The 18,415-nt window shown below is 61.0% G+C and carries 18 protein-coding genes; 11 read left to right on the top strand and 7 right to left on the bottom strand.

Annotation, left to right across the window (positions count from 1 at the left end; translation table 11 throughout):
- The first annotated feature begins 2 nt into the window (after positions 1-2).
- The 10 genes from K3759_RS00970 (at position 3) to K3759_RS00925 (ending at position 8,767) form a co-directional block, all read left to right on the top strand.
- A complete protein-coding gene (locus K3759_RS00970) occupies positions 3-1,067 on the top strand; it encodes a 2Fe-2S iron-sulfur cluster-binding protein (RefSeq protein ID WP_259983743.1) in 1,065 nt (354 codons plus the stop codon).
- 10 nt (positions 1,068-1,077) lie between these two features.
- Positions 1,078-3,102, top strand: a complete 2,025-nt coding sequence (gene paaZ, locus K3759_RS00965) for a phenylacetic acid degradation bifunctional protein PaaZ (protein WP_259983742.1) — start codon at positions 1,078-1,080, stop codon at positions 3,100-3,102.
- Positions 3,092-3,883 carry a PaaX family transcriptional regulator C-terminal domain-containing protein gene (locus K3759_RS00960; RefSeq protein WP_259983740.1) on the top strand — a complete coding sequence of 264 codons (792 nt, stop codon included), beginning with the start codon at positions 3,092-3,094 and terminating at the stop codon, positions 3,881-3,883. The genes paaZ and K3759_RS00960 overlap by 11 nt, the downstream gene beginning before the upstream one ends.
- Before the next feature lie 54 nt (positions 3,884-3,937).
- On the top strand, positions 3,938-4,552 hold the full coding sequence (locus K3759_RS00955; protein ID WP_259983738.1) for a ribonuclease D: 615 nt from the start codon (positions 3,938-3,940) through the stop codon (positions 4,550-4,552).
- On the top strand, positions 4,549-5,517 hold the full coding sequence (locus K3759_RS00950; protein WP_259983737.1) for an SIS domain-containing protein: 969 nt from the start codon (positions 4,549-4,551) through the stop codon (positions 5,515-5,517). The genes K3759_RS00955 and K3759_RS00950 overlap by 4 nt, the downstream gene beginning before the upstream one ends.
- Before the next feature lie 6 nt (positions 5,518-5,523).
- Positions 5,524-6,132 carry an LPS export ABC transporter periplasmic protein LptC gene (lptC, locus tag K3759_RS00945; protein WP_259983735.1) on the top strand — a complete coding sequence of 203 codons (609 nt, stop codon included), beginning with the start codon at positions 5,524-5,526 and terminating at the stop codon, positions 6,130-6,132.
- Between the two features lie 5 nt (positions 6,133-6,137).
- On the top strand, positions 6,138-6,632 hold the full coding sequence (gene lptA, locus K3759_RS00940) for a lipopolysaccharide transport periplasmic protein LptA (protein WP_259983734.1): 495 nt from the start codon (positions 6,138-6,140) through the stop codon (positions 6,630-6,632).
- Entirely contained in the window at positions 6,629-7,387 is a 759-nt protein-coding gene (lptB, locus tag K3759_RS00935; RefSeq protein WP_259985687.1) for an LPS export ABC transporter ATP-binding protein, read from the top strand. Before lptA ends, lptB begins: the two co-directional genes overlap by 4 nt.
- Before the next feature lie 308 nt (positions 7,388-7,695).
- A complete protein-coding gene (gene hpf, locus K3759_RS00930; RefSeq protein ID WP_259983731.1) occupies positions 7,696-8,262 on the top strand; it encodes a ribosome hibernation-promoting factor, HPF/YfiA family in 567 nt (188 codons plus the stop codon).
- 40 nt (positions 8,263-8,302) lie between these two features.
- The gene (locus K3759_RS00925; protein ID WP_259983729.1) at positions 8,303-8,767 is read left to right on the top strand and encodes a PTS sugar transporter subunit IIA; all 465 of its coding nucleotides are present in this window, start codon (positions 8,303-8,305) and stop codon (positions 8,765-8,767) included.
- 7 nt (positions 8,768-8,774) lie between these two features.
- Here K3759_RS00925 and K3759_RS00920 read toward each other — a convergent pair whose 3' ends face one another.
- The 7 genes from K3759_RS00920 to K3759_RS00890 form a co-directional block, all read right to left on the bottom strand.
- The gene (locus K3759_RS00920) at positions 8,775-11,906 is read right to left on the bottom strand and encodes an efflux RND transporter permease subunit (protein ID WP_259983727.1); all 3,132 of its coding nucleotides are present in this window, start codon (positions 11,904-11,906) and stop codon (positions 8,775-8,777) included.
- Positions 11,903-13,144 carry an efflux RND transporter periplasmic adaptor subunit gene (locus K3759_RS00915; protein WP_259983725.1) on the bottom strand — a complete coding sequence of 414 codons (1,242 nt, stop codon included), beginning with the start codon at positions 13,142-13,144 and terminating at the stop codon, positions 11,903-11,905. Before K3759_RS00915 ends, K3759_RS00920 begins: the two co-directional genes overlap by 4 nt.
- Positions 13,145-13,186: 42 nt before the next feature.
- Positions 13,187-13,660: a GbsR/MarR family transcriptional regulator gene (locus tag K3759_RS00910; RefSeq protein ID WP_259983724.1), complete on the bottom strand. Its 474-nt coding sequence runs from the start codon at positions 13,658-13,660 to the stop codon at positions 13,187-13,189.
- Between the two features lie 125 nt (positions 13,661-13,785).
- Positions 13,786-14,352, bottom strand: coding sequence for a membrane integrity-associated transporter subunit PqiC (locus K3759_RS00905; protein WP_259983723.1), 567 nt, complete (start codon positions 14,350-14,352; stop codon positions 13,786-13,788).
- 3 nt (positions 14,353-14,355) lie between these two features.
- Complete coding sequence (locus K3759_RS00900; RefSeq protein ID WP_259983721.1) at positions 14,356-16,440, bottom strand: MlaD family protein; 2,085 nt, start codon at positions 16,438-16,440, stop codon at positions 14,356-14,358.
- Positions 16,433-17,092 carry a paraquat-inducible protein A gene (locus tag K3759_RS00895; RefSeq protein WP_259985686.1) on the bottom strand — a complete coding sequence of 220 codons (660 nt, stop codon included), beginning with the start codon at positions 17,090-17,092 and terminating at the stop codon, positions 16,433-16,435. Before K3759_RS00895 ends, K3759_RS00900 begins: the two co-directional genes overlap by 8 nt.
- Positions 17,050-17,697 (bottom strand): paraquat-inducible protein A, encoded by a 648-nt coding sequence (locus K3759_RS00890; protein ID WP_259983719.1) that lies wholly within the window; start codon positions 17,695-17,697, stop codon positions 17,050-17,052. Before K3759_RS00890 ends, K3759_RS00895 begins: the two co-directional genes overlap by 43 nt.
- A gap of 157 nt (positions 17,698-17,854) precedes the next feature.
- On the opposite strand from K3759_RS00890, the gene K3759_RS00885 reads away from it, so the two are divergent.
- On the top strand, positions 17,855-18,415 hold the full coding sequence (locus tag K3759_RS00885) for a type 1 glutamine amidotransferase domain-containing protein (protein WP_259983718.1): 561 nt from the start codon (positions 17,855-17,857) through the stop codon (positions 18,413-18,415).

Raw genomic sequence — 18,415 nt, 5'->3', positions numbered from 1 at the left:
CGATGAGCCAGTTCCACCCCCTGTTAGTGACTGATATTCACCACACCATCCGCGACGCGGTGGTGCTGACGCTGAAGCCGGAAAACCCCGAGGCCTTCGCCTTTACCCAGGGCCAATACCTGACCTTCAAACAGGATTTCGACGGCACCGAGTTGCGCCGCAACTACTCGATTTGCGCCGGGCTGGACGATGGCGAGCTTAAAGTCGGGATCAAGCGGGTCGATGGCGGCGCTTTCTCGACCTATGCCAATACTGAGCTCAGGGTCGGCGACGTGCTGCACGCCATGCCGCCACAGGGCAAGTTCTTCACCCCGATCGAGCCAGAGGTGGCCAAGAACTACCTCGGCTTCGCGGGCGGCTCGGGCATCACCCCGGTGCTGTCGATCCTGAAAACCGTGCTGAAACGTGAGCCGCAGTCGACCTTCACGCTGGTCTATGCCAACCGCGCGGTGAACACGATCATGTTCCGCGAGGAACTCGAGGACCTCAAGAACCGCTACATGGGGCGGTTGACGGTGATCCACATCCTCGAATCCGGGCAGGACATGGAGCTCTTCGAGGGCCGCGTCGATCAGGACAAATGCAACGCGCTGTTCAAGCACTGGATTCAGATCGACACGATCGACACCGCCTTCATCTGCGGACCGGAGCCGATGATGCTGGCGATTGCCGAGGCGCTGAAGACCAATGGTCTCAGCGAGGAACAGATCAAGTTCGAACTGTTCAGCGAAAGCCAGCAGGGCCGTCTGGCGAAACAGGAAATGGCCAAGCGCAGCGAGGGCCAGAAGGGCACCGAGATCACCGTTATCATCGACGGCGCGCGGCGCAGCTTCTCCATGCAGAAGGGGCAATCGGTCCTCGAAGCCGCGTTGGAGAACGGACAGGAAGCGCCGTTCTCCTGCAAGGCCGGGGTTTGCTCGACCTGCATGGGCAAGGTGCTTGAGGGCGAGGTCGAGATGATCTCGAACCACGCGCTTGAGGACTACGAGGTCGAGCGTGGCTATGTGCTGACCTGCCAGAGCTACCCGCTGAGCGACACGCTCGTCATCGACTACGACACTCACTGAAGGAGCCGACATGCGCGATATTCACAGTTACGCCGCCGGCGAATGGCTGGCCCCCGGCGCCGGCGCCCGCAATATCGCCAGCGCCATCACCGGGGAGGTGATCGCGCAGGCTGGCAACGACGCTCTGGACGCGGGCGCGATGCTGGGATTTGCCCGCGACCGTGGCGGCCCTGCCTTGCGCGCCATGACCTTCCACGACCGCGCGCGCATGCTGAAGGCGCTGGCGTTGCACCTGATGGAGCACAAACAGGCGCTTTATGACCTGAGCTACGACACCGGGGCCACGCTCTCGGATCACAAGATCGACATCGACGGCGGTATCGGCACCATGCTCGTCTTCGCCTCCAAGGGCCGGCGCGAGATGCCGGACGCCCATGTCTACCTCGACGGGCCACCCGAGCAGCTGGGCCGCGCGGGACAGTTCATGGGGCGGCACATCTGCACGCCGCTGCAGGGCGTCGCCGTGCATATCAATGCGTTCAACTTCCCGGTCTGGGGGATGCTGGAGAAACTCGCGCCGACCCTGCTGGCGGGTGTCCCGGCCATCGTGAAACCGGCGACCGCCACCTGCTACGTCACCGAACATTGTGTGCGGCTGATGCTGGACAGTGGGCTGCTGCCCAAGGGCGCGCTGCAACTGGTCAGCGGCGGCTTGGGCGACATGCTCGACCTGCTCGGCTGTCAGGATGCCGTGGCTTTCACCGGCTCCGCCGACACCGCGCTGAAGCTGCGCGGCAATCCGAAGCTCATGGAAAACTCCGTGCGCTTCACCTCCGAGCAGGACAGCCTTAACGCTTCGGTCCTCGGCCCCGATGCCGTGCCGGGCACGCCCGAGTTCGACCTTTTTGTCAAGGAAGTGCAGCGCGAGATGACCGCCAAGGCGGGGCAGAAATGCACCGCGATCCGCCGCATCATGGTGCCGCAGTCGCAGGTCGACGCGGTGATCGCGGCCCTGTCCGAACGGCTCGCCAAGACCACCATCGGCGATCCCCGCGCCGAGGACACGCGCATGGGCGCGCTGGTCTCGAACAGCCAGAAACGCGATGTGCTGGAAAAGGTCGGGCTGCTGAGCGCCGAGGCCGAGCGGGTCTTCGGCGATCCGGAGAATTTCACCGTGAAGGGCGCCGACCGCGACAAGGGTGCCTTCCTGCCCCCGATGCTGTTCCACTGCGCCGATCCGGACAGCGCCGAGCGCGTGCACGACACCGAAGCTTTCGGCCCGGTCTCAACCCTCATGCCCTACCGCGACCTGCCGCACGCGGTGCGGCTTCTGAACCGCGGGCAAGGCTCGCTTGTCGCCTCTATCATCACGAACGACGGTGAGGTGGCGCGAGAACTGACCATGGGCTCCGCCGCCTTCCACGGGCGGCTCTATTTTAACAACCGCACGTCTATGGCTGAGGCCACGGGTCACGGCTCTCCGCTGCCGCATATGGTGCATGGTGGGCCGGGCCGCGCAGGCGGGGGCGAGGAATTGGGCGGCATTCGCGGCGTCATGCATTACATGCAGCGCACCGGCGTACAGGGCAGCCCGGACATTCTCACCGCGATTGGCCGGCAATGGGTGCCGGGTGCGACCGAGATCTCGGACCGCGCCCACCCCTTCACGCGGCGCTTCACTGAATTGGATCTGGGCGAAACGTTCAACTCGCCTGCCCGCGAAGTTTCGCTCGAGGATATCGAAACCTTCGCCCATTTCACCGGCGACACCTTCTATGCGCATATGGACGACGAGGCCGCCGCCGCGAACCCGTTCTTCCCCGGTCGCGTCGCGCATGGCTACCTGCTTCTGAGTTTCGCAGCAGGTCTCTTCGTGCAACCCGATCCCGGCCCGGTGCTGGCCAATACTGGCCTCGACAACCTGCGCTTTCTCGAGCCGGTCTCGGCGGGCGACAGCATCAAGGTCCGGCTCTCGGTCAAACACAAAACCCCCCGAAACGAGGAATACGGCGAGGTGCGCTGGCATGTGACCCTAACCAACCAGCGGGAGGAAGCGGTCGCGGAATACGAACTGCTGACGATGAATGCCCTCTGATCCCCCCCTCCCCGCCGTCGCAGTCTTCGCGGGCTTGGGCGGTCAGCGCGTTTGGTCGCTGATGGTCAGTCTTTTCGGCGATCTTGCCCAAGGGCATGGGGATGCAATCGACGGGCCGGTCCTGTCCACAATCATGGCCGCGCTCGACGTGCGGCCAGAGGCGAGCCGTGTGGCCCTGCACCGGCTGCGCAATGACGGCTGGTTGCAATCACGCAAGGTGGGACGGATCAGTCAGCACAGTCTCACTGCGCAGGGTCGCGCGGAAAGTGTTGCGGCCAGCCCCCGCATCTACGCCGCGCCGCCGGATCTATCAGAGCCGTGGCAAATGGTGATGGTCGAGGAGAATGGCCGCGATACCGACGGCGCCCTGCGCAATGCAGGCTTCATCGCCGCGATGCCCCGCGCCTATGTCGGGCGAATCGACAGCGCGGCACCTGAAGGCTTCCTTGCACTGCCCGGCAACACCCCACCAGATTGGCTGCGCCGCGCGGTGGAGCCTGCGGAACTGGAGGCTGATTATTCCGCGCTGCTGTCCGCGCTTACCGCACTTGAGGACGAGTTGCCCCGCGCGGACCAATTGAACGCTTTGCACGTGGCAGTGCTGCGCTGCCTTATCGTGCACAATTGGCGGCGTTTGGTGTTGAAACACCCTGCCCTTCCCGGCGGATTGATCCGTCCCGAATGGCCCGGTTACCAATGTCACCTCAGGGTCGACCGCTTGCTGCACCGCTATCCGCGCCCGGCATTGCAGGAACTGGCCGCCGCGTCGGCAGCCGCCTAACGGCTGGTAAAGCCCCGCTTTCCCATGCCGGGGAAGCGCGGTATAGACGAAACCATGACAAATTACCTCTATCAGAACGACTTGCCGGATGACCTCGACCTCGGGCCGTTGGTTGCCATTGATTGCGAGACGATGGGCCTACATCCGCACCGCGACCGGCTGTGCGTCGTGCAACTGTCGGGCGGCGACGGCCATGCGCATCTGGTGCAAGTCGCCAAGGGTCAGACCGAAGCGCCGAACCTCTGCGCCTTGCTGGAAAACCCGCATGTGCTGAAGCTGTTTCACTATGGACGCTTCGACATTGCTGCGATGCTGAACGCTTTTGGCGCGACGGCTGCGCCGGTCTATTGCACCAAGATCGCGAGCCGTTTGATCCGCACCTATACCGACCGCCACGGGCTCGCGAAGCTCTGCCAAGAATTGCTGGGCGTCGATATCTCGAAACAACAGCAATCCAGTGACTGGGGCGCCGAAGAGCTAACCCAAGCGCAAATTGACTACGCGGCATCGGATGTGCTTTATCTTCATCATCTGCGCGAGGAACTTAACAAACGTCTGGTCCGTGAAGGCCGAATGGAAATGGCGCAGGCCTGTTTCGATTTCCTACCGATGCGTGCCCGGCTTGATCTGGAGGGATGGCCGGAAACGGACATCTTCGCACACGCATGAACACGCCCTTTCTTGATACCGCCCGCCGCGTGATCCGCTGCGAATCCGAGGCGCTGACGCTGTTGGCCGATAGCCTTGATGATCGCTTTCGCGCCGCTGTTGACCTGATGCGCGCCTGCAAGGGCCGGGTGATCGTCACCGGCATCGGCAAATCGGGCCATATCGGCAATAAGATCGCGGCGACGCTGGCCTCTACCGGCACGCCTGCGCAGTTCGTTCACCCAGCCGAAGCGAGCCACGGCGATCTGGGCATGATCACCGCTGCTGATGTGGTGCTGGCGATCTCTAACTCGGGCGAGGCACCGGAGCTTGCGAACCTCGTCGCCTATTCGCGCCGCTATGCCATCCCGCTGATCGGCATCACCAGCCGCACCGATAGCAGCTTGGGCCGCCATTGCGACGTGGTGCTGGAACTGCCCCGCGCAGCAGAGGCCTGCGGCACTGGCGTTGTCCCCACCACCTCGACCACGCTCACACTGGCGATGGGCGATGCCGTGGCCGTGGCGCTGATGGAAAACCGCGCCTTCACCGCCGAACATTTCCGCGACTTCCACCCCGGCGGCAAATTGGGCGCGCGACTGAGCCGTGTGGCCGATCTGATGCATGTGGGCGACGCGCTCCCGTTGGTCACGGCAGACGCCCCGATGGCCGAAGCCTTGGCAGAAATCAGCCGCAAGGGCTTTGGCGTGGTTTGCGTGACCGATCCGACGGGTGAGATCAACGGCATTATCACCATGGGTGACCTCGCGCGCCACCTCGATGGGTTGATGACCATGACTGCACGTGAGGTCATGACCCCTTCACCTGTGACCATTGGCCCCGACGAACTGGCCGAAAAGGCCGTGGGCGTGATGAACAACCGCAAGATCACCTGTCTGATCGTGACAGACCCGGCCCAGAACGAGGGCAAATCGCCCGTGGGCCTGCTGCATATCCACGACTGTCTGCGCGTCGGGTTGGGGTAACGCGGGATGAAGGGCGACCGCCACTCCCGTGTTGTGTCATGGCTGAAAGTGCTCTTTCCGCTGATCGCGCTGGCGCTGCTGTCGACCCTTTTCCTACTGTCACGCGCGATTGAACCACAAGCCGTGATCCCCTTCGCGGATAAGGAAGTGCAAGAGCGGCTGCGCGATCAGCAGATCACCGGGCCCTTCTATTCCGGCACCACGGCGGATGGCGATCTGATCTCATTCTCTGCCGAAAAGCTGACGACCCCCGGCGGTGAGACGGGCACCAACGAGGCGCAAGATATCGAGGCCACGCTTGACTTGCAGGGCGGTGCCAAAATCACGCTCCGCTCCAGCAGCGGACGGTTTGACACCGGCGCGGAGGAGGCGGAACTGGCGGGCGATGTGCGGGTTAACACCTCAACCGGCTACCAGATCCTCTCTGAGCGGATGACATCGAACCTCACCACACTAGATCTTCTATCGCCCGGCCCGGTCAAAGCCACCAGCCCGGCAGGCAAGATCACCGCCGGAAGCATGGCAATCACCAATCGGCAGAACAGCGCCGGCTCGCAATTGCTTTTCACAAAGGGTGTGAAACTGGTATACACGCCCCAAGCAACGAAAGAGTAACTGCCTTGAGACACTTGTTTATTTTGATGCTGCCGCTGCTTTTCGCGCTGCAGGCCGTCTCTGTCTTTGCACAATCTGCCAACGTCGCCTTCGGCGCGCTTGAGCAAGATACGAGTCTGCCCGTTGAAGTGACCGCCGATAACCTGTCGGTGGACAACGCCTCGGGTACCGCCATCTTCACCGGCAACGTGTTGATCTCTCAGGGCGAAATGACACTCTCCGCCGGTAAGGTGCAGGTCATCTATCGCGCCTCGGATCAAGGCATCGCCAAGTTGGAGGCGACCGGCGGCGTGGTCTTGGTTGCGGGCGAAGACGCCGCTGAATCGCAGCGCGCGGACTATGACATCGACGCAGGCACATTGGTAATGAGCGGCGATGTCCTGATGACCCAAGGCCCCAGTGCGCTGAGTGCGCAGGAAATGACAGTGAACCTGAACGACGGCACGGCGCAGATGTCGGGCGGCGTGAAAACCATTCTGCAGCCCGGCAGCGGCAACTGATGCCCCCCGAACTCAAGGTCGCCGGGGGCGAATCCGGCCTGCGCATTCAGCATTTGCGCAAATCTTACCGCAAGAAAGCGGTGATCCGCGACTTTTCGATGGAGCTTGACCGGGGGGAGGTCGTGGCCCTTTTGGGGCCGAACGGCTCGGGCAAAACCACGACTTTTTACGCAGTGGCCGGTCTGGTCACACCCGAAGGCGGGCACGTTACCGTGGACGGCAAGGATGTTACCACACTTCCGATGTACCGTCGCGCACAGCTGGGAATCGGCTATCTGCCGCAGGAGATGAGCATCTTTCGCGGCCTGTCCGTGCAGGATAACATCAGCGCAATCCTCGATATCCGGGTCAAACACCGCCACCAGCGGCGCGAACGGCTCGAAGAGCTGCTGACCGAGTTTTCCATCGAACACCTGCGCCGTGCGCCCGCGCTCGCTCTCTCGGGCGGGGAGCGCCGCCGGGTTGAAATTGCCCGCTGTCTGGCCGCCAATCCGAACTATCTGCTGCTTGACGAACCCTTTGCCGGGGTCGACCCGATCTCTGTCGGGGACATCCGGCAATTGGTGGCCGATCTCAAAAAGCGCGGCATCGGGGTGCTGATCACCGACCACAATGTGCGCGAAACACTAGAGATCGTCGACCGTGCCTATATCCTGCATGAGGGCAAAGTTCTGATGTCCGGAACGCCCGAAGAAGTTGTGCAAAACGAGAATGTGCGCCGGGTCTATCTGGGCGATAACTTCCGTATTTCCTAAGGCTTAGCGTCATTCTACGCCTCGGACAGAGCGCGGCAGAGCATTGCTTAGCCTTTGTCGAAAATCGGTCTGATTGTAGTCATTAAAAGTTGCCCGACGCATCGGCGCCATTGACTTTCAAACGGAAAGGCGGCCTCATTGATCTATGGTGAAATCGCGTTCCTGTTTGATCCTGCATCGCCCTTCCCGCGAAGGAACGGTCAAAATCATTCTGGTCGCAGCACCATTCCTCCATATCTGAAAGTTGCCCTACTCCACGCTCGTGGACCGTTTGGCAATGTTCGGAACAAGAAAGACAAGGAGACGATATGCGGTATCAGATCAGTGGCAAGCAGATCGACATTGGCGATGCGCTCCGGACACATGTCCGGACGGAAATGGACGAGGCGGTTGGCAAATACGCCGAACGCCCGACCGATGCGATGGTGGTGTTTTCCAAAACGGGTCACGAATTTGCCTGTGAGGCGACCGTGCATCTTTCCACCGGTCTCACCGCTTCGGCCAAGGCCAAGGCGACAGAGATCTATTCTGCCTTCGACAGTTGCTGCGAAAAGATGGAAAAACAGCTGCGCCGTTACAAGCGCCGCCTGAAAGACCATCACAAAGAACGCGCCGAACCGGTTGAACTTCTGGGAGCGTCCTCATATATCCTCGCGTCAGACAGCGATTCAGATGCGCAGGAACCTGATACCCTCCAACCCATGATCATTGCAGAGATGCAGACGAAGGTGCCAACTTTGTCTGTCGGCGAAGCGGTGATGCAAATGGAATTGTCGGGCGATCCGGTGCTGCTGTTTCGCAAGGAAGGCCAGGAAGGGATGAACGTCGTGTACCGTCGCGAGGACGGGAACATCGGCTGGATCGACCCTTCGTAACCCACGGCGGTAATATCCGCCAAAAAGCAGGGCGAGCGGAATGGATTTCGGCAAACTCCTCAAGCCAGAGGCCGTGAAGGTTTTGACTTCGGCTTCGAGCAAGAAGCGTCTGATGCAGGATATCGGCGAACTCGCCCAGCATGCCTATGGGCTGCCGGCCGGCCAAGTGGTAGATGCGTTGATGACGCGCGAAACCCTTGGGCCGACCGGCGTGGGCCACGGTGTTGCCCTGCCTCATGCGCGCATGAATGGCATCGACAAGGTTGTCGGTGCTTTCGTGCTCTTGGACAAACCTATTGATTTCTCCTCGGTCGACCGGCAACCGGTCGACGTGGCCTTTGCCCTCTTCGCCCCCGAAGATGCGGGGGTGGAACACCTCAAGGCGCTGGCATTGGTGGCCCGCACGCTGCGCGACACCAGCATCTGCACCAAGCTGCGGTCGAACCCCGACCCCGCCACGCTTTACACCATCCTGACCGAAGACAAGGCCGACAAGGCCGCCTGACCTTCGGTCAGACCGCTGCGGGCTCTAGCTCTGTCGGAGTAGGTTCGCCGCGTTTCGCTTTCTTCTCTCCCAGCATCAGCATGGCCGGTGTTACCACCAGCGTCAGCACGGTCGCGACCACCAGACCGCCCGCGATGGCCGAACTCAGCTCGGTCCACCATTGGGTAGAGGGCGCGCCATAAACGATCTCACGGCTGAAGAAGTTGATGTTCAGACCGATGACCATCGGCATCAGGCCAAGCGCTGTGGTGACCGAGGTCAGCACCACAGGCCGCAGACGCTGCGCCCCGGTCCGCAGCGCGGCCTCTAGCGGCGACAGCCCGGCTTTCTTGAGGTCATTATAGGTGTCGATCAGAACGATATTGTTGTTCACCACGATCCCCGCCAAGGCGATCACTCCGATGCCGCCCATGACCACGCCAAAGGGCCGCCCGGTGACAAGCAGGCCAAAGAGCACGCCCGCGATCGAAAAGACGATGGCCGACATAACAACAAAGGCTTGGTAGAAAGTGTTGAACTGGATCACCAGGATCACGAACATCAGGAAAATCGCGGTGATGAAGGCCCCCGCGAGAAAAATCATCGATTCCTGCTGGTCCTCCGCTTCACCGGCGAACGACGCTTCAACACCCGGCGGCAGGTCCATCGCGTCAATCGCGCTGCGCAGGGCGACGGTCTGATCGTTGACCAGAACGCCCGGTGCAACGTTGGCCTCGATCGTAACGACCCGCTCTTGATCCACCCGCGTGATCGTGCCGGTGCGGGGGCTTGGCTCAAATGTCACGAAGTTCGAGATCGGCACCAGCCCCGCCGAAGTCGGCACGCGCAGCGATTGAAGCTCCTCCAAGGTGCGTTCATCAGAGGGAAAGCGTACGTTAATGTCGATAGAGCCTTCGGCATCGTCGGGCCGGTAATCCGCCACGGTAATGCCGCGCGTCAGCAGCTGCACAGCCTGCCCCAGTGTCGAGATATCGGCCCCAAACCGCGCGGCCTCGGACCGGTTCACCGCGATGCGCCACTCTACCCCCGGCAGGGGCCGCGAATCCGTCACATCGGTGAAACCGCCGATATCTGCCATCTTCTCGCGTATCTGATTGACCACCTGCTGCTGCACCTCGGCGTCATGCGCCTTGATCCGCAGGTTGAGCGGCTTGCCCGCCGACGGGCCGTTTGAGGCGGTCTGCACCTGCACGTCAATCCCGGGTATTGCCGCCATCTCGGTCCGGATTTCTTCGCCAATCATGGCCGCCGTCCGCCGCTCGTCCCATTCGGTGAACTCAACTTGAATGGTGCCGATCAGATCGGCGCTGTCGCGGTTGCTGCTGCCTGTGCGCGCATAGACACTGGCGATTTCATCATAGGCGAAGAGCCGCTGCTCAACCTGCCGCACCAGCGCGTCTTGCTCATAGATCGAAAAGTTATCCCTAGCGCGGACCTGCACCTGTGCGAAATCAGGCTCTACCTCAGGGAAAAAGGTGATCCCGTTGCCGAACTGCGCATAGGCGGTAAAGCCGCCCATCAACATGGCTATGGCAAGGATCAGAGTCATCCAAGGACGCAGAATGGCGAATTGCAGCAGCTTTACATAGCCGCCAGTGAAGCCTGTCAGATCACGCGGATCGCCCTGTTCCGCAGCATAAAGTGTCGCCTTATCCTTGGCCGATTGCGGCGGGCGTTTGCCGATGATGCCGCCAACCACTGGGATGAAAACCAGCGCCATGAAAAGCGAAGCGGTCAGGGTCAGGATCACGGTGATCGGCAGAAATTTCATGAACTCCCCCACCGTGCCGGTCCAGAACAGCAGCGGGAAGAACACGCTCAGCGTCGTCGCCGTCGAGGCGATGATCGGCCATGACATACGCTTGGCCGCATGGGCATAGGCGGCGCGGGGCGAATGCCCCTCTTGCAAGCGGCGGTCGGCCAGTTCGGTGGTCACGATGGCCCCGTCGACCAGCATCCCCACCACGAGGATCAGGGAGAACAGCACCACAAGGTTCATCGTATAGCCCATGACCCAAAGCGCGGTGACCCCGGCCAGAAACGCCCCCGGAATCGCCAGACCCACCAGTAGCGCCGAACGGACGCCCAAGGCCCAGACGATCACGATCATCACAAGGATGACCGCCGCGATCACATTGGCCTCAAGATCACTGAGCATGCTTTGCACCTGTTCGGATTCATCCTGAGTGTATTTGACAGTGATGCTGTCGGGCCATTCCGCGCGCATGTCGTCAATCAGCTCGCGCACGGCGGCGACCGTTTCGATGATATTCGCACCAGAGCGTTTCTTGATCTCAAGCGCCAGCGCGGGCTGTCCATCAATGCGGGCAAAGCCGGTGGGGTCTTTGAACGTCCGGCGGATCGTGGCGACATCCGCGAAAGTCACCACCGTATCGCCGCGCACTTTGATTGGCAGGGACATGACGTCTTCGACGTTCTCGATCAGCCCCGGCACCTTAAGCACCAAGCGCCCCGCGCCGCTTTCGATCGCCCCTGCCGCAATCAGGCGGTTGTTGCGGTTGATCTGGCTAATCAGTTCTTCGAAAGAGATGTTGTAGGTCTCAAACACCGTCGGGTCGATCAACACTTCTAGAAGTTCTGTTCGCTCGCCGCCGACATCGACTTCAAGCACGCCGGACAGCCCCTCAATCGCGTCCTTCAACTCTTCGGAAATCGTGTTGAGCATCCGTTCCGGCACCGGGCCGGAAAGGATCGCCGTCAGGATCGGAAAAAGCGCTGTGTTGATCTCAGTCACGACCGGATCGGTGGCATCTTCGGGCAGGTCGGATTTGGCCCGGTCCACGCCTTCGCGCACCTTGTCGAGCGCTTCGTCGGAATCAAAGCCCGGTTCAAACTCCAACTGGACGGAGGCATGGCCTTCAGCCCCGTTGGAGGTGATCTGCTTTAGGCCAGTAATGGCGCTGAGTTCCGTTTCCAGCGGTTCAACCAACAGCCGTTCGCTGTCTTCGGGAGAGATGCCTTCGAGAGAGGTCGAGACATAGAGCGTCGGGATCGGAATCTCGGGGGAGCTTTCCTTGGGGATGCCGACATAGGCGTAGGCCCCAACAGCCAATATCATCACCAAGCCTAGGATCACCACGCGGGCGCGGCTGAAGGCAGCGTCAATCAGCGCGTTCATTCCACCCGCTCCGACTGGGCCGCCTCGGCGCTGCCTGTGATCTGACCTTCACCGGTCGAGGTCTCTTCCAGCTCATCAATCTCCGGCACGCCCGCCATCGGCTGCTCTTCGGCGCCATCCTCACCGCCGGTCTCGGGCTGAGGGTCAACAGTTTCGCCGTCGTTCACAAACCCCTGCCCGATGGTGATGATCTCGGTCTCATCGGGCAGACCCGCAATCCAAATGCCGTCGGTCTGGGCCCGGACAATAGCAATCTTATTAAAAACGACCTTGTTTTCATCGTTCACCGTTTTCACGCCCAAGGTGCCGTTGGTGTCCAGAGACAGGATCGCCGGAGAGACGAAATGCGCGCGGGTCTCGCCGGTGGGGATGCGCACACGGGCAGAAATGCCAGCAGGGATCGTGCCGTCGGCGTTCTCGACCCTGATCTCAGCGGTGAAGGTTCGCGTCTCGGCGCTGGCGCTGCTTGAGACGAACTGCACCTTGCCCTGCGCCTCTGCCCCGGTGATGAACATCACCTCGGCGTCTTGCCCTTCTTCAATGTCTTTCAGGGCCTGCTGGGGCACCTGCACTTGGATCGTCAACGGCGTGTTATCGACCAAACGCGCGATTTCATCGCCAGTCGACACAAACTCACCGGCCGAAATGTCCAGCATCTCAAGCCGTCCGGGGAAGGGCGCACGGATTTCTGTGTTGTTCAGCGCCTCTTCAGCTGTGGTGACCGAGGCTTGCGCGGCGGCCAGGGTTGCCCGTGCCTGGCTGACCCGATCAACGGTAGAGACGCCCCGGTTCAGCAGCGCTTCGGCATTGTCATATTCGCGTTGCGCACGGTTCAGTTCCTCACGGGCGCGGGCCAAGTCGGAGTCACGCGCCGTGGTGCTGAGCCGGGCAATCAGATCGCCTGCTTCGACCACATCGCCCTTTGCGACCAGCACTTCAGAGATCTCGCCCCCGGATTCCGCGCGCACCATTGTATCGCGGTCTGGGAGGGCCTGCCCTTCGGCCACAAAGACCTGCGTCACGCTATCGGCACGAGAGCCGCGCACCGCCACTGTCACTGCCTTAGGCGCAACAGGCGCGACAGTGGCCTCCTCAGGCGCGTCAGAGGGGATGATATAGCCGCTGCCCATCCAAAGGCCGATCAATACGGCGATCCCACCGGCGATGAACTTCGACCGTTTCGAGCCAGCATCGCTGTCAAAGGAGAGCGTCTGACGCTCAGGGGATGTGTCACTCATTGGTAGAACTCCATCGCCGCAACCTCGTTTTCAGGTCGCGCGTCAAATCTTGGGTTTGCTCACCCGGGCTGCGACATCATCCAGCGCGGTGCTGATCGTGTCGTAAAACTCGGCAAAGGAATCGAGCCTTTGGCGCACCCCTTCGGCCTCTTCGGGCAGCTTGCTGATCGTGTCATTTATTTCGGCCTTGGCGTGGCGCGTGCCCGCCAGCGCGTATTTCGTCATCGCGGCATAGGCATCATCGGCAAGTTGAAAGTAGTCCTGCCGGTCGCCGGTTTTGTTAATACGCCGGATCAGGCCCCGCTCTTCGAGCAGGCGGATCGACGTGCTGATCGTGGCGCGGCTGACCGACAGGCGGCGCGACAATGCGCCGAAAGCAATCGCCTCACCTTCAAAGACGAGCATAGCGAAGACCTGACCCGACATGCGGGGCAAGCCCTCGCCCATCGCGATCACGCCCATCCGCGCGATGAAATCATCGCGGACTTGGTCGATTTGGTTTGTGGTATCCATCATTTCCCCGTCAACGGCATGCTGCGTTGACGGTAGATAGACAAAGCTCAGTACAAATCAAGTCTATTCAGAAAATTCCGAACAGACTGAACGCAAGATGCCGCAAGGTCACTCTAGGGCGAACAGCCTTACTTTAATCCGTTCTGCGCGATGAAGCGGGCGAGATCGAGCACAAGCTGGCCACGCGCCGTGGCGATGGCATTGACCCCACCCTCGCGGTTGAAAGGGACGCTGAGGTTAAACAGGCCCGAACGCTCCCGACGGCCATCAGGAACGGCCACGAAATACTGACCTGAGGCGCGGAATTCACCGGCTTCGGTTGCCACAAACTCGGCGAAGCGCACTTCGAGGCGGGCATCAGGGAAGGCCTCAAAGGGCCAGGGCTCAGATGCGACGCGGCGGCCCGTCATCCGCGCGAGGTTCTGGCTCAGCTCAAGCGCCACGGCACGCTCAGGCGCGTCGGCCCAGAGCACATCGGTGGAACTGACAAGGCTGCCGTCCGCCATCTGCAACGAAATCTCTTCGGCGGCGGCATAGGTCGGCAGGGACACATCGCGCACTTCGACCGAGCTGAAGGCGATAGAGGTTTTTTCCGTGACCGCCGGGGCGCGCACTGTGAACCGCTCAGCAGTGCCGCCGCAGGCCGCCAGAGCCGCGAGCAGGCCGAGAGTGATCAGGGGTCTTGCAACGTTCATGCTTTACCGTCCCAGCAATAGAGAATTGGGGTTACGTTCAATGGTCCGCGCTAAAGATGCAAGGGCCTCGGCGGCTTTCTGGATGTCGCGCAGGGTGCGCTCAGCGCTGCGGCTGATCTGCTCACCCTTGTTATAGCCTTCAATGGTGCGGCTGGCCTGTGCGAAAAGCGCGGTCAAACGCTCAACTACCTGCGGAAGATCACGGGCCGATAGGGCAATGTTATCCGCCGCATTGCGGGCCGAGGCCAAGGTTTGGTTTACATTCTCAACCGCGCCGCCTTCACGCAATTCTTCGAGGGTGGCGTTTACCTCATCCAATGCCCGTTTCAGCGCGCCCGGCAGGGCGACCGCATCTTCGGTGCCGATCACCGCGTCGGCGGATTCGGTGAGATCCGTCAGGGCGACGACTAACTCTTCCACTTCAAGGGTCTCGGCCTTGGCGGCGACCGCCTGAATGCTCTCCACCAGTTCTGGCACGCCTTCGACCGAAGACGAGACCGCATTCGCCGCATCCGAAGCGCCTTGCAATGCGCTGGAAAGCCGTTCGGCGATACGCTCTTCCTCAAGCTGGGCCGCCAGCTGTTCGATCCGCACGAGCGTTCCGTTCAGAGCAACCGGCACGTTCTTCACCTCTTCGGAAGAGATGAGCCCGGTCAATTCACCTAACAGGGTCCGCACGTCCTGCGGGGTTTCGCGCAGGTCTTCGTCAGAAACGAAAGCCTCTGCCGAGTTAAGGAAGGTAATCGCGCTGTTGAGCAACTCTTCAATCGGCAAGCTGTTGATGCGGGTAAAGACCCCTTCGACGGTGGCCGCGGCATCCGAGACATCACTTTCGGTGGTCGGCATCAGTGCGAGATTGTTGTCCGTCTCGTTCAGGGTTGCGTCAGGTGCGTCGTCGACCATGACGAACTCAACCTTTAAGCCGCCGGTCAGCAAGCTGGCGGAGGCAAGCCGGGCGCGCAGTCCGTCCGCGACACGCTCTTTCAAAAACGCCAGCGCGGCGTCGGCGGTCACGTCATCCTGAAGCCCCAGATGCGCCGGTTGGATCGACAGGATCGCATTCAACCGCACGCGGCTGTCGCCAAATCGTTCGAAATCTACGAGACCAGAGAGGGTCTCAACCTCGCCAATCTCAAGCCCGCTCATCTCGACCGGGGCGCCGACAATCAGGCCCGAGATATTATCGTCAAAAACGACGCTCATCTTGAGCGGATCGACTTCGGACGCGTTAAAGACAGAGTTCCGCGCGGTTTCTTTGTCGGGGTAGATCTCAAACACCGTCCCGTCAGACACCTGCGCCCCGCCCGAGACGAAGGTGTCAAAAGTGATCCCGCCGCCTACAAGGGTCGCGAGCGAGGAAAAGTCGATCTCGGCCCCCGCGGGGCCAATGTTGACGCTAAAGCCGGAAGCGTCCCAGAAACGGGTGGATTCATTGATAAGCTGGCGGTGTTCTTCAAAGATCAGCGCCTCGACAATAGCAAAGTTGCCGCGCGGGGCGATCTTGGCATAGCCCACGCGGCCAACTTCGATCCCCTTGTAAAGGATTGGTGCATTGTCGGTCAGCTGGCCATTGGCAGTGGAGCGGAAGGCAATCTCAAGCCCGCTCTGACCGCCGCGGATCAGAGGCTCGGTCGAAGAGCCCTGAAAGCGCTGCGCCGCCGGGCCGACCTGTTGGTCCCACGAGCCTTCGATATAGACACCGCTCAGCACCGTGCTGAGACCGGTAATCCCCTGCGCCGTGACTTCGGGCTGGACAACCCAGAAGACCGCACCGCTGTCGATATAGGGCGCCACATCCTTGTCGAGACGGATATGCGCCGTGACCTTGTCCAACCCAGAGGTGAACCCGACCTTCTCGACCACGCCGACTGTTACATCGCGAAAGCGCAGTTCGGTCTCTCCGGCTGAAATGCCAGCACCTTCTTCAAATTCGATGACAATCACCGGGCCGCGTTCCGAATAAGAACGGTAAGCCACGAAAAGCGCCACGATCAGCGCAAGGATCGGGATGATCCAGACCACCGACGCCCCGCTAAGGAACATCTTGCGTGTCGGGGAAATCGGTACGTCGGGAGGCGTCTTAGTCATCGGTTTTCAGGCCCTCGTCCTTGGTCTGAGCGTCCCAGATCATACGGGTATCAAACGCTTGTGCCGCCAGCATGGTAAAGATCACGGAGAGGGCGAAAAAGATGCTCGCGGTACCGGGATTGATGGCTGCCAGTGTCTTGAGTTGCACCAGAGACGACAAAATCGCAACCACAAAGATATCAATCATCGACCAGCGCCCAATGTACTCAACCACTTCGTAAAGGTAATGCCGCTGCCGCTGCGAGGTGACCGAGCGCCTTTTGACGCTGATCGCGAGAAAGGCCACGGCCATGAATTTAGCAAGCGGAATGGCGACGGAAGCAAAGAGGATAATGAAAGCGATCCCCCAGTTGCCGTACTGCGCGAGTTCCACCGCCCCGCCGATGATTGTGCTTTCATCGACTTGAAACAGCGTCCGGGTCTTGAGCATTGGATAGGTGTTCGCGGGGATGTAGCACATCAGCCCAACCGTCCAAAACGCCCAGACACGCTGAAGGCTCTGCCGGTCGCGCGAGACAAGCTTGTTGCCGCAGCGGCCACAGGTCGGCGTGCCCATCGGCCAAGGCTTGCTACAGCGGGTGCAGGCAACGATGCCCAACTCCCGTGCGCTCAGTATTTCTTGGGCTGTTCCAGAGAGTTCCATACGGACCATTTGCATAAAAATCTGTCCTGCGCGATGACAAGCACAACCAGCGCGCCGAACATGTAAAAGGCCGGCCCAAAGCCGACATCGGCCAGATCGGCCACTTTGACCAGCGCCACAGCGCAGCCAATCGCAAAGACCTCAGCCATCGACCAGGGGCGCAGTTCCTCTGACAGGCGAAAGGCCGCAACGGCGTGCCGCGCGGCCGGGCGATCCAGCACCACGGGGATCAGCACATAAAGTGTCAGCATCACCCGCAGCAGCGGGATGAAAAAGATCAGCGCCGCCGTTGCCAGCGACAAAAAGATCATCGGCCCCCCGGCAAAGGCCAGTGCCGCGTCCAGCACAGAGACCGCATTTCTGTTGCCCGCCGCGTCAATGGTAAGAAAGGGAAAGACTGCCGCGCCGATGATCAACACCATAACCGCCACCGCCACGGCAATGATCTGCAATCCTGCGTTCTTACGCGGCGTGATCAAGGCCGTATGACAGCGCTCACAGGCCGCACGCTCCCCATGGGCGGGGCGGCGCAGTCGGTAGACGGCATCGCATTGCGGGCAGACGATCAACTCGTCCATCGGCAATTCGGCAAGGGGGGTGTCGGGGTGATCCATTCTGAACGGATATATGATGCCGCCCGTGACTGTATCAACAAATATTCGCGGCTCTGTGGCGCTTCTGCACCGGCGGAACATCGCGCTCTCGCGAATGTGAGCGGAACAGGCCGCCGCGCACATCGTTGGTCCAGCAGAAATCACAAAGGAGAAAGCAATGACCGATATCACCAATGCAAAGATCCTGATCCTCGCCACCGACGGCTTTGAGCAGTCCGAACTCGAAACGCCCCTGAAAGACCTCCGCGCGCGCGGCGCCACCGTCCATGTGGCCACCCCCGACGGGAATGAGATCAAGGGCTGGGACGAAGACGATTGGGGCAACACTGTCCCTGCCGATCTCGCGCTGAAAGACGTCAATGTTGACGATTACCAAGGCATCGTTCTGCCCGGCGGTCAGATTAATCCTGATCTGCTGCGCGCCAACAAAGACGCTGTCGCGTTGATCCGCAAATTCCACGACAGTGGCAAGACCGTCGCCGCGATTTGCCATGCCCCATGGCTGCTGATCGAAGCAGGCATTATCAAAGGTCGCAAGGCAACCTGCTTTAGCTCCATCGCAACTGACGTGAAGAACGCAGGGGCGCATTACGAAGACAGCGAAGTGGTGGCCGATCAAGGTATCGTCACCAGCCGGTCGCCCGAAGATCTGGACGCGTTCGTCGCCAAGATCGTCGAGGAGATCGAAGAAGGCAAACACGACCGTAAGGCAGCCTGA

The sequence above is a fragment of the Sulfitobacter sp. W027 genome, from assembly GCF_025143985.1.
Classification (GTDB): Bacteria; Pseudomonadota; Alphaproteobacteria; order Rhodobacterales; family Rhodobacteraceae; genus Sulfitobacter.
This window is presented reverse-complemented; position numbering and strand designations above follow the sequence as displayed.

Excerpts from the sequence above, each read along its gene's own strand:
- K3759_RS00970 (WP_259983743.1), top strand. The coding sequence starts at position 3 with ATGAGCCAGTTCCACCCCCTGTTAGTGACTGATATTCACCACACCATC.
- paaZ (WP_259983742.1), top strand. The coding sequence starts at position 1,078 with ATGCGCGATATTCACAGTTACGCCGCCGGCGAATGGCTGGCCCCCGGC.
- K3759_RS00960 (WP_259983740.1), top strand. The coding sequence starts at position 3,092 with ATGCCCTCTGATCCCCCCCTCCCCGCCGTCGCAGTCTTCGCGGGCTTG.
- K3759_RS00955 (WP_259983738.1), top strand. The coding sequence starts at position 3,938 with ATGACAAATTACCTCTATCAGAACGACTTGCCGGATGACCTCGACCTC.
- K3759_RS00950 (WP_259983737.1), top strand. The coding sequence starts at position 4,549 with ATGAACACGCCCTTTCTTGATACCGCCCGCCGCGTGATCCGCTGCGAA.
- lptC (WP_259983735.1), top strand. The coding sequence starts at position 5,524 with ATGAAGGGCGACCGCCACTCCCGTGTTGTGTCATGGCTGAAAGTGCTC.
- hpf (WP_259983731.1), top strand. The coding sequence starts at position 7,696 with ATGCGGTATCAGATCAGTGGCAAGCAGATCGACATTGGCGATGCGCTC.
- K3759_RS00925 (WP_259983729.1), top strand. The coding sequence starts at position 8,303 with ATGGATTTCGGCAAACTCCTCAAGCCAGAGGCCGTGAAGGTTTTGACT.
- K3759_RS00920 (WP_259983727.1), bottom strand. The coding sequence starts at position 11,906 with ATGAACGCGCTGATTGACGCTGCCTTCAGCCGCGCCCGCGTGGTGATC.
- K3759_RS00915 (WP_259983725.1), bottom strand. The coding sequence starts at position 13,144 with ATGAGTGACACATCCCCTGAGCGTCAGACGCTCTCCTTTGACAGCGAT.
- K3759_RS00910 (WP_259983724.1), bottom strand. The coding sequence starts at position 13,660 with ATGATGGATACCACAAACCAAATCGACCAAGTCCGCGATGATTTCATC.
- K3759_RS00905 (WP_259983723.1), bottom strand. The coding sequence starts at position 14,352 with ATGAACGTTGCAAGACCCCTGATCACTCTCGGCCTGCTCGCGGCTCTG.
- K3759_RS00900 (WP_259983721.1), bottom strand. The coding sequence starts at position 16,440 with ATGACTAAGACGCCTCCCGACGTACCGATTTCCCCGACACGCAAGATG.
- K3759_RS00895 (WP_259985686.1), bottom strand. The coding sequence starts at position 17,092 with ATGGTCCGTATGGAACTCTCTGGAACAGCCCAAGAAATACTGAGCGCA.
- K3759_RS00890 (WP_259983719.1), bottom strand. The coding sequence starts at position 17,697 with ATGGATCACCCCGACACCCCCCTTGCCGAATTGCCGATGGACGAGTTG.
- K3759_RS00885 (WP_259983718.1), top strand. The coding sequence starts at position 17,855 with ATGACCGATATCACCAATGCAAAGATCCTGATCCTCGCCACCGACGGC.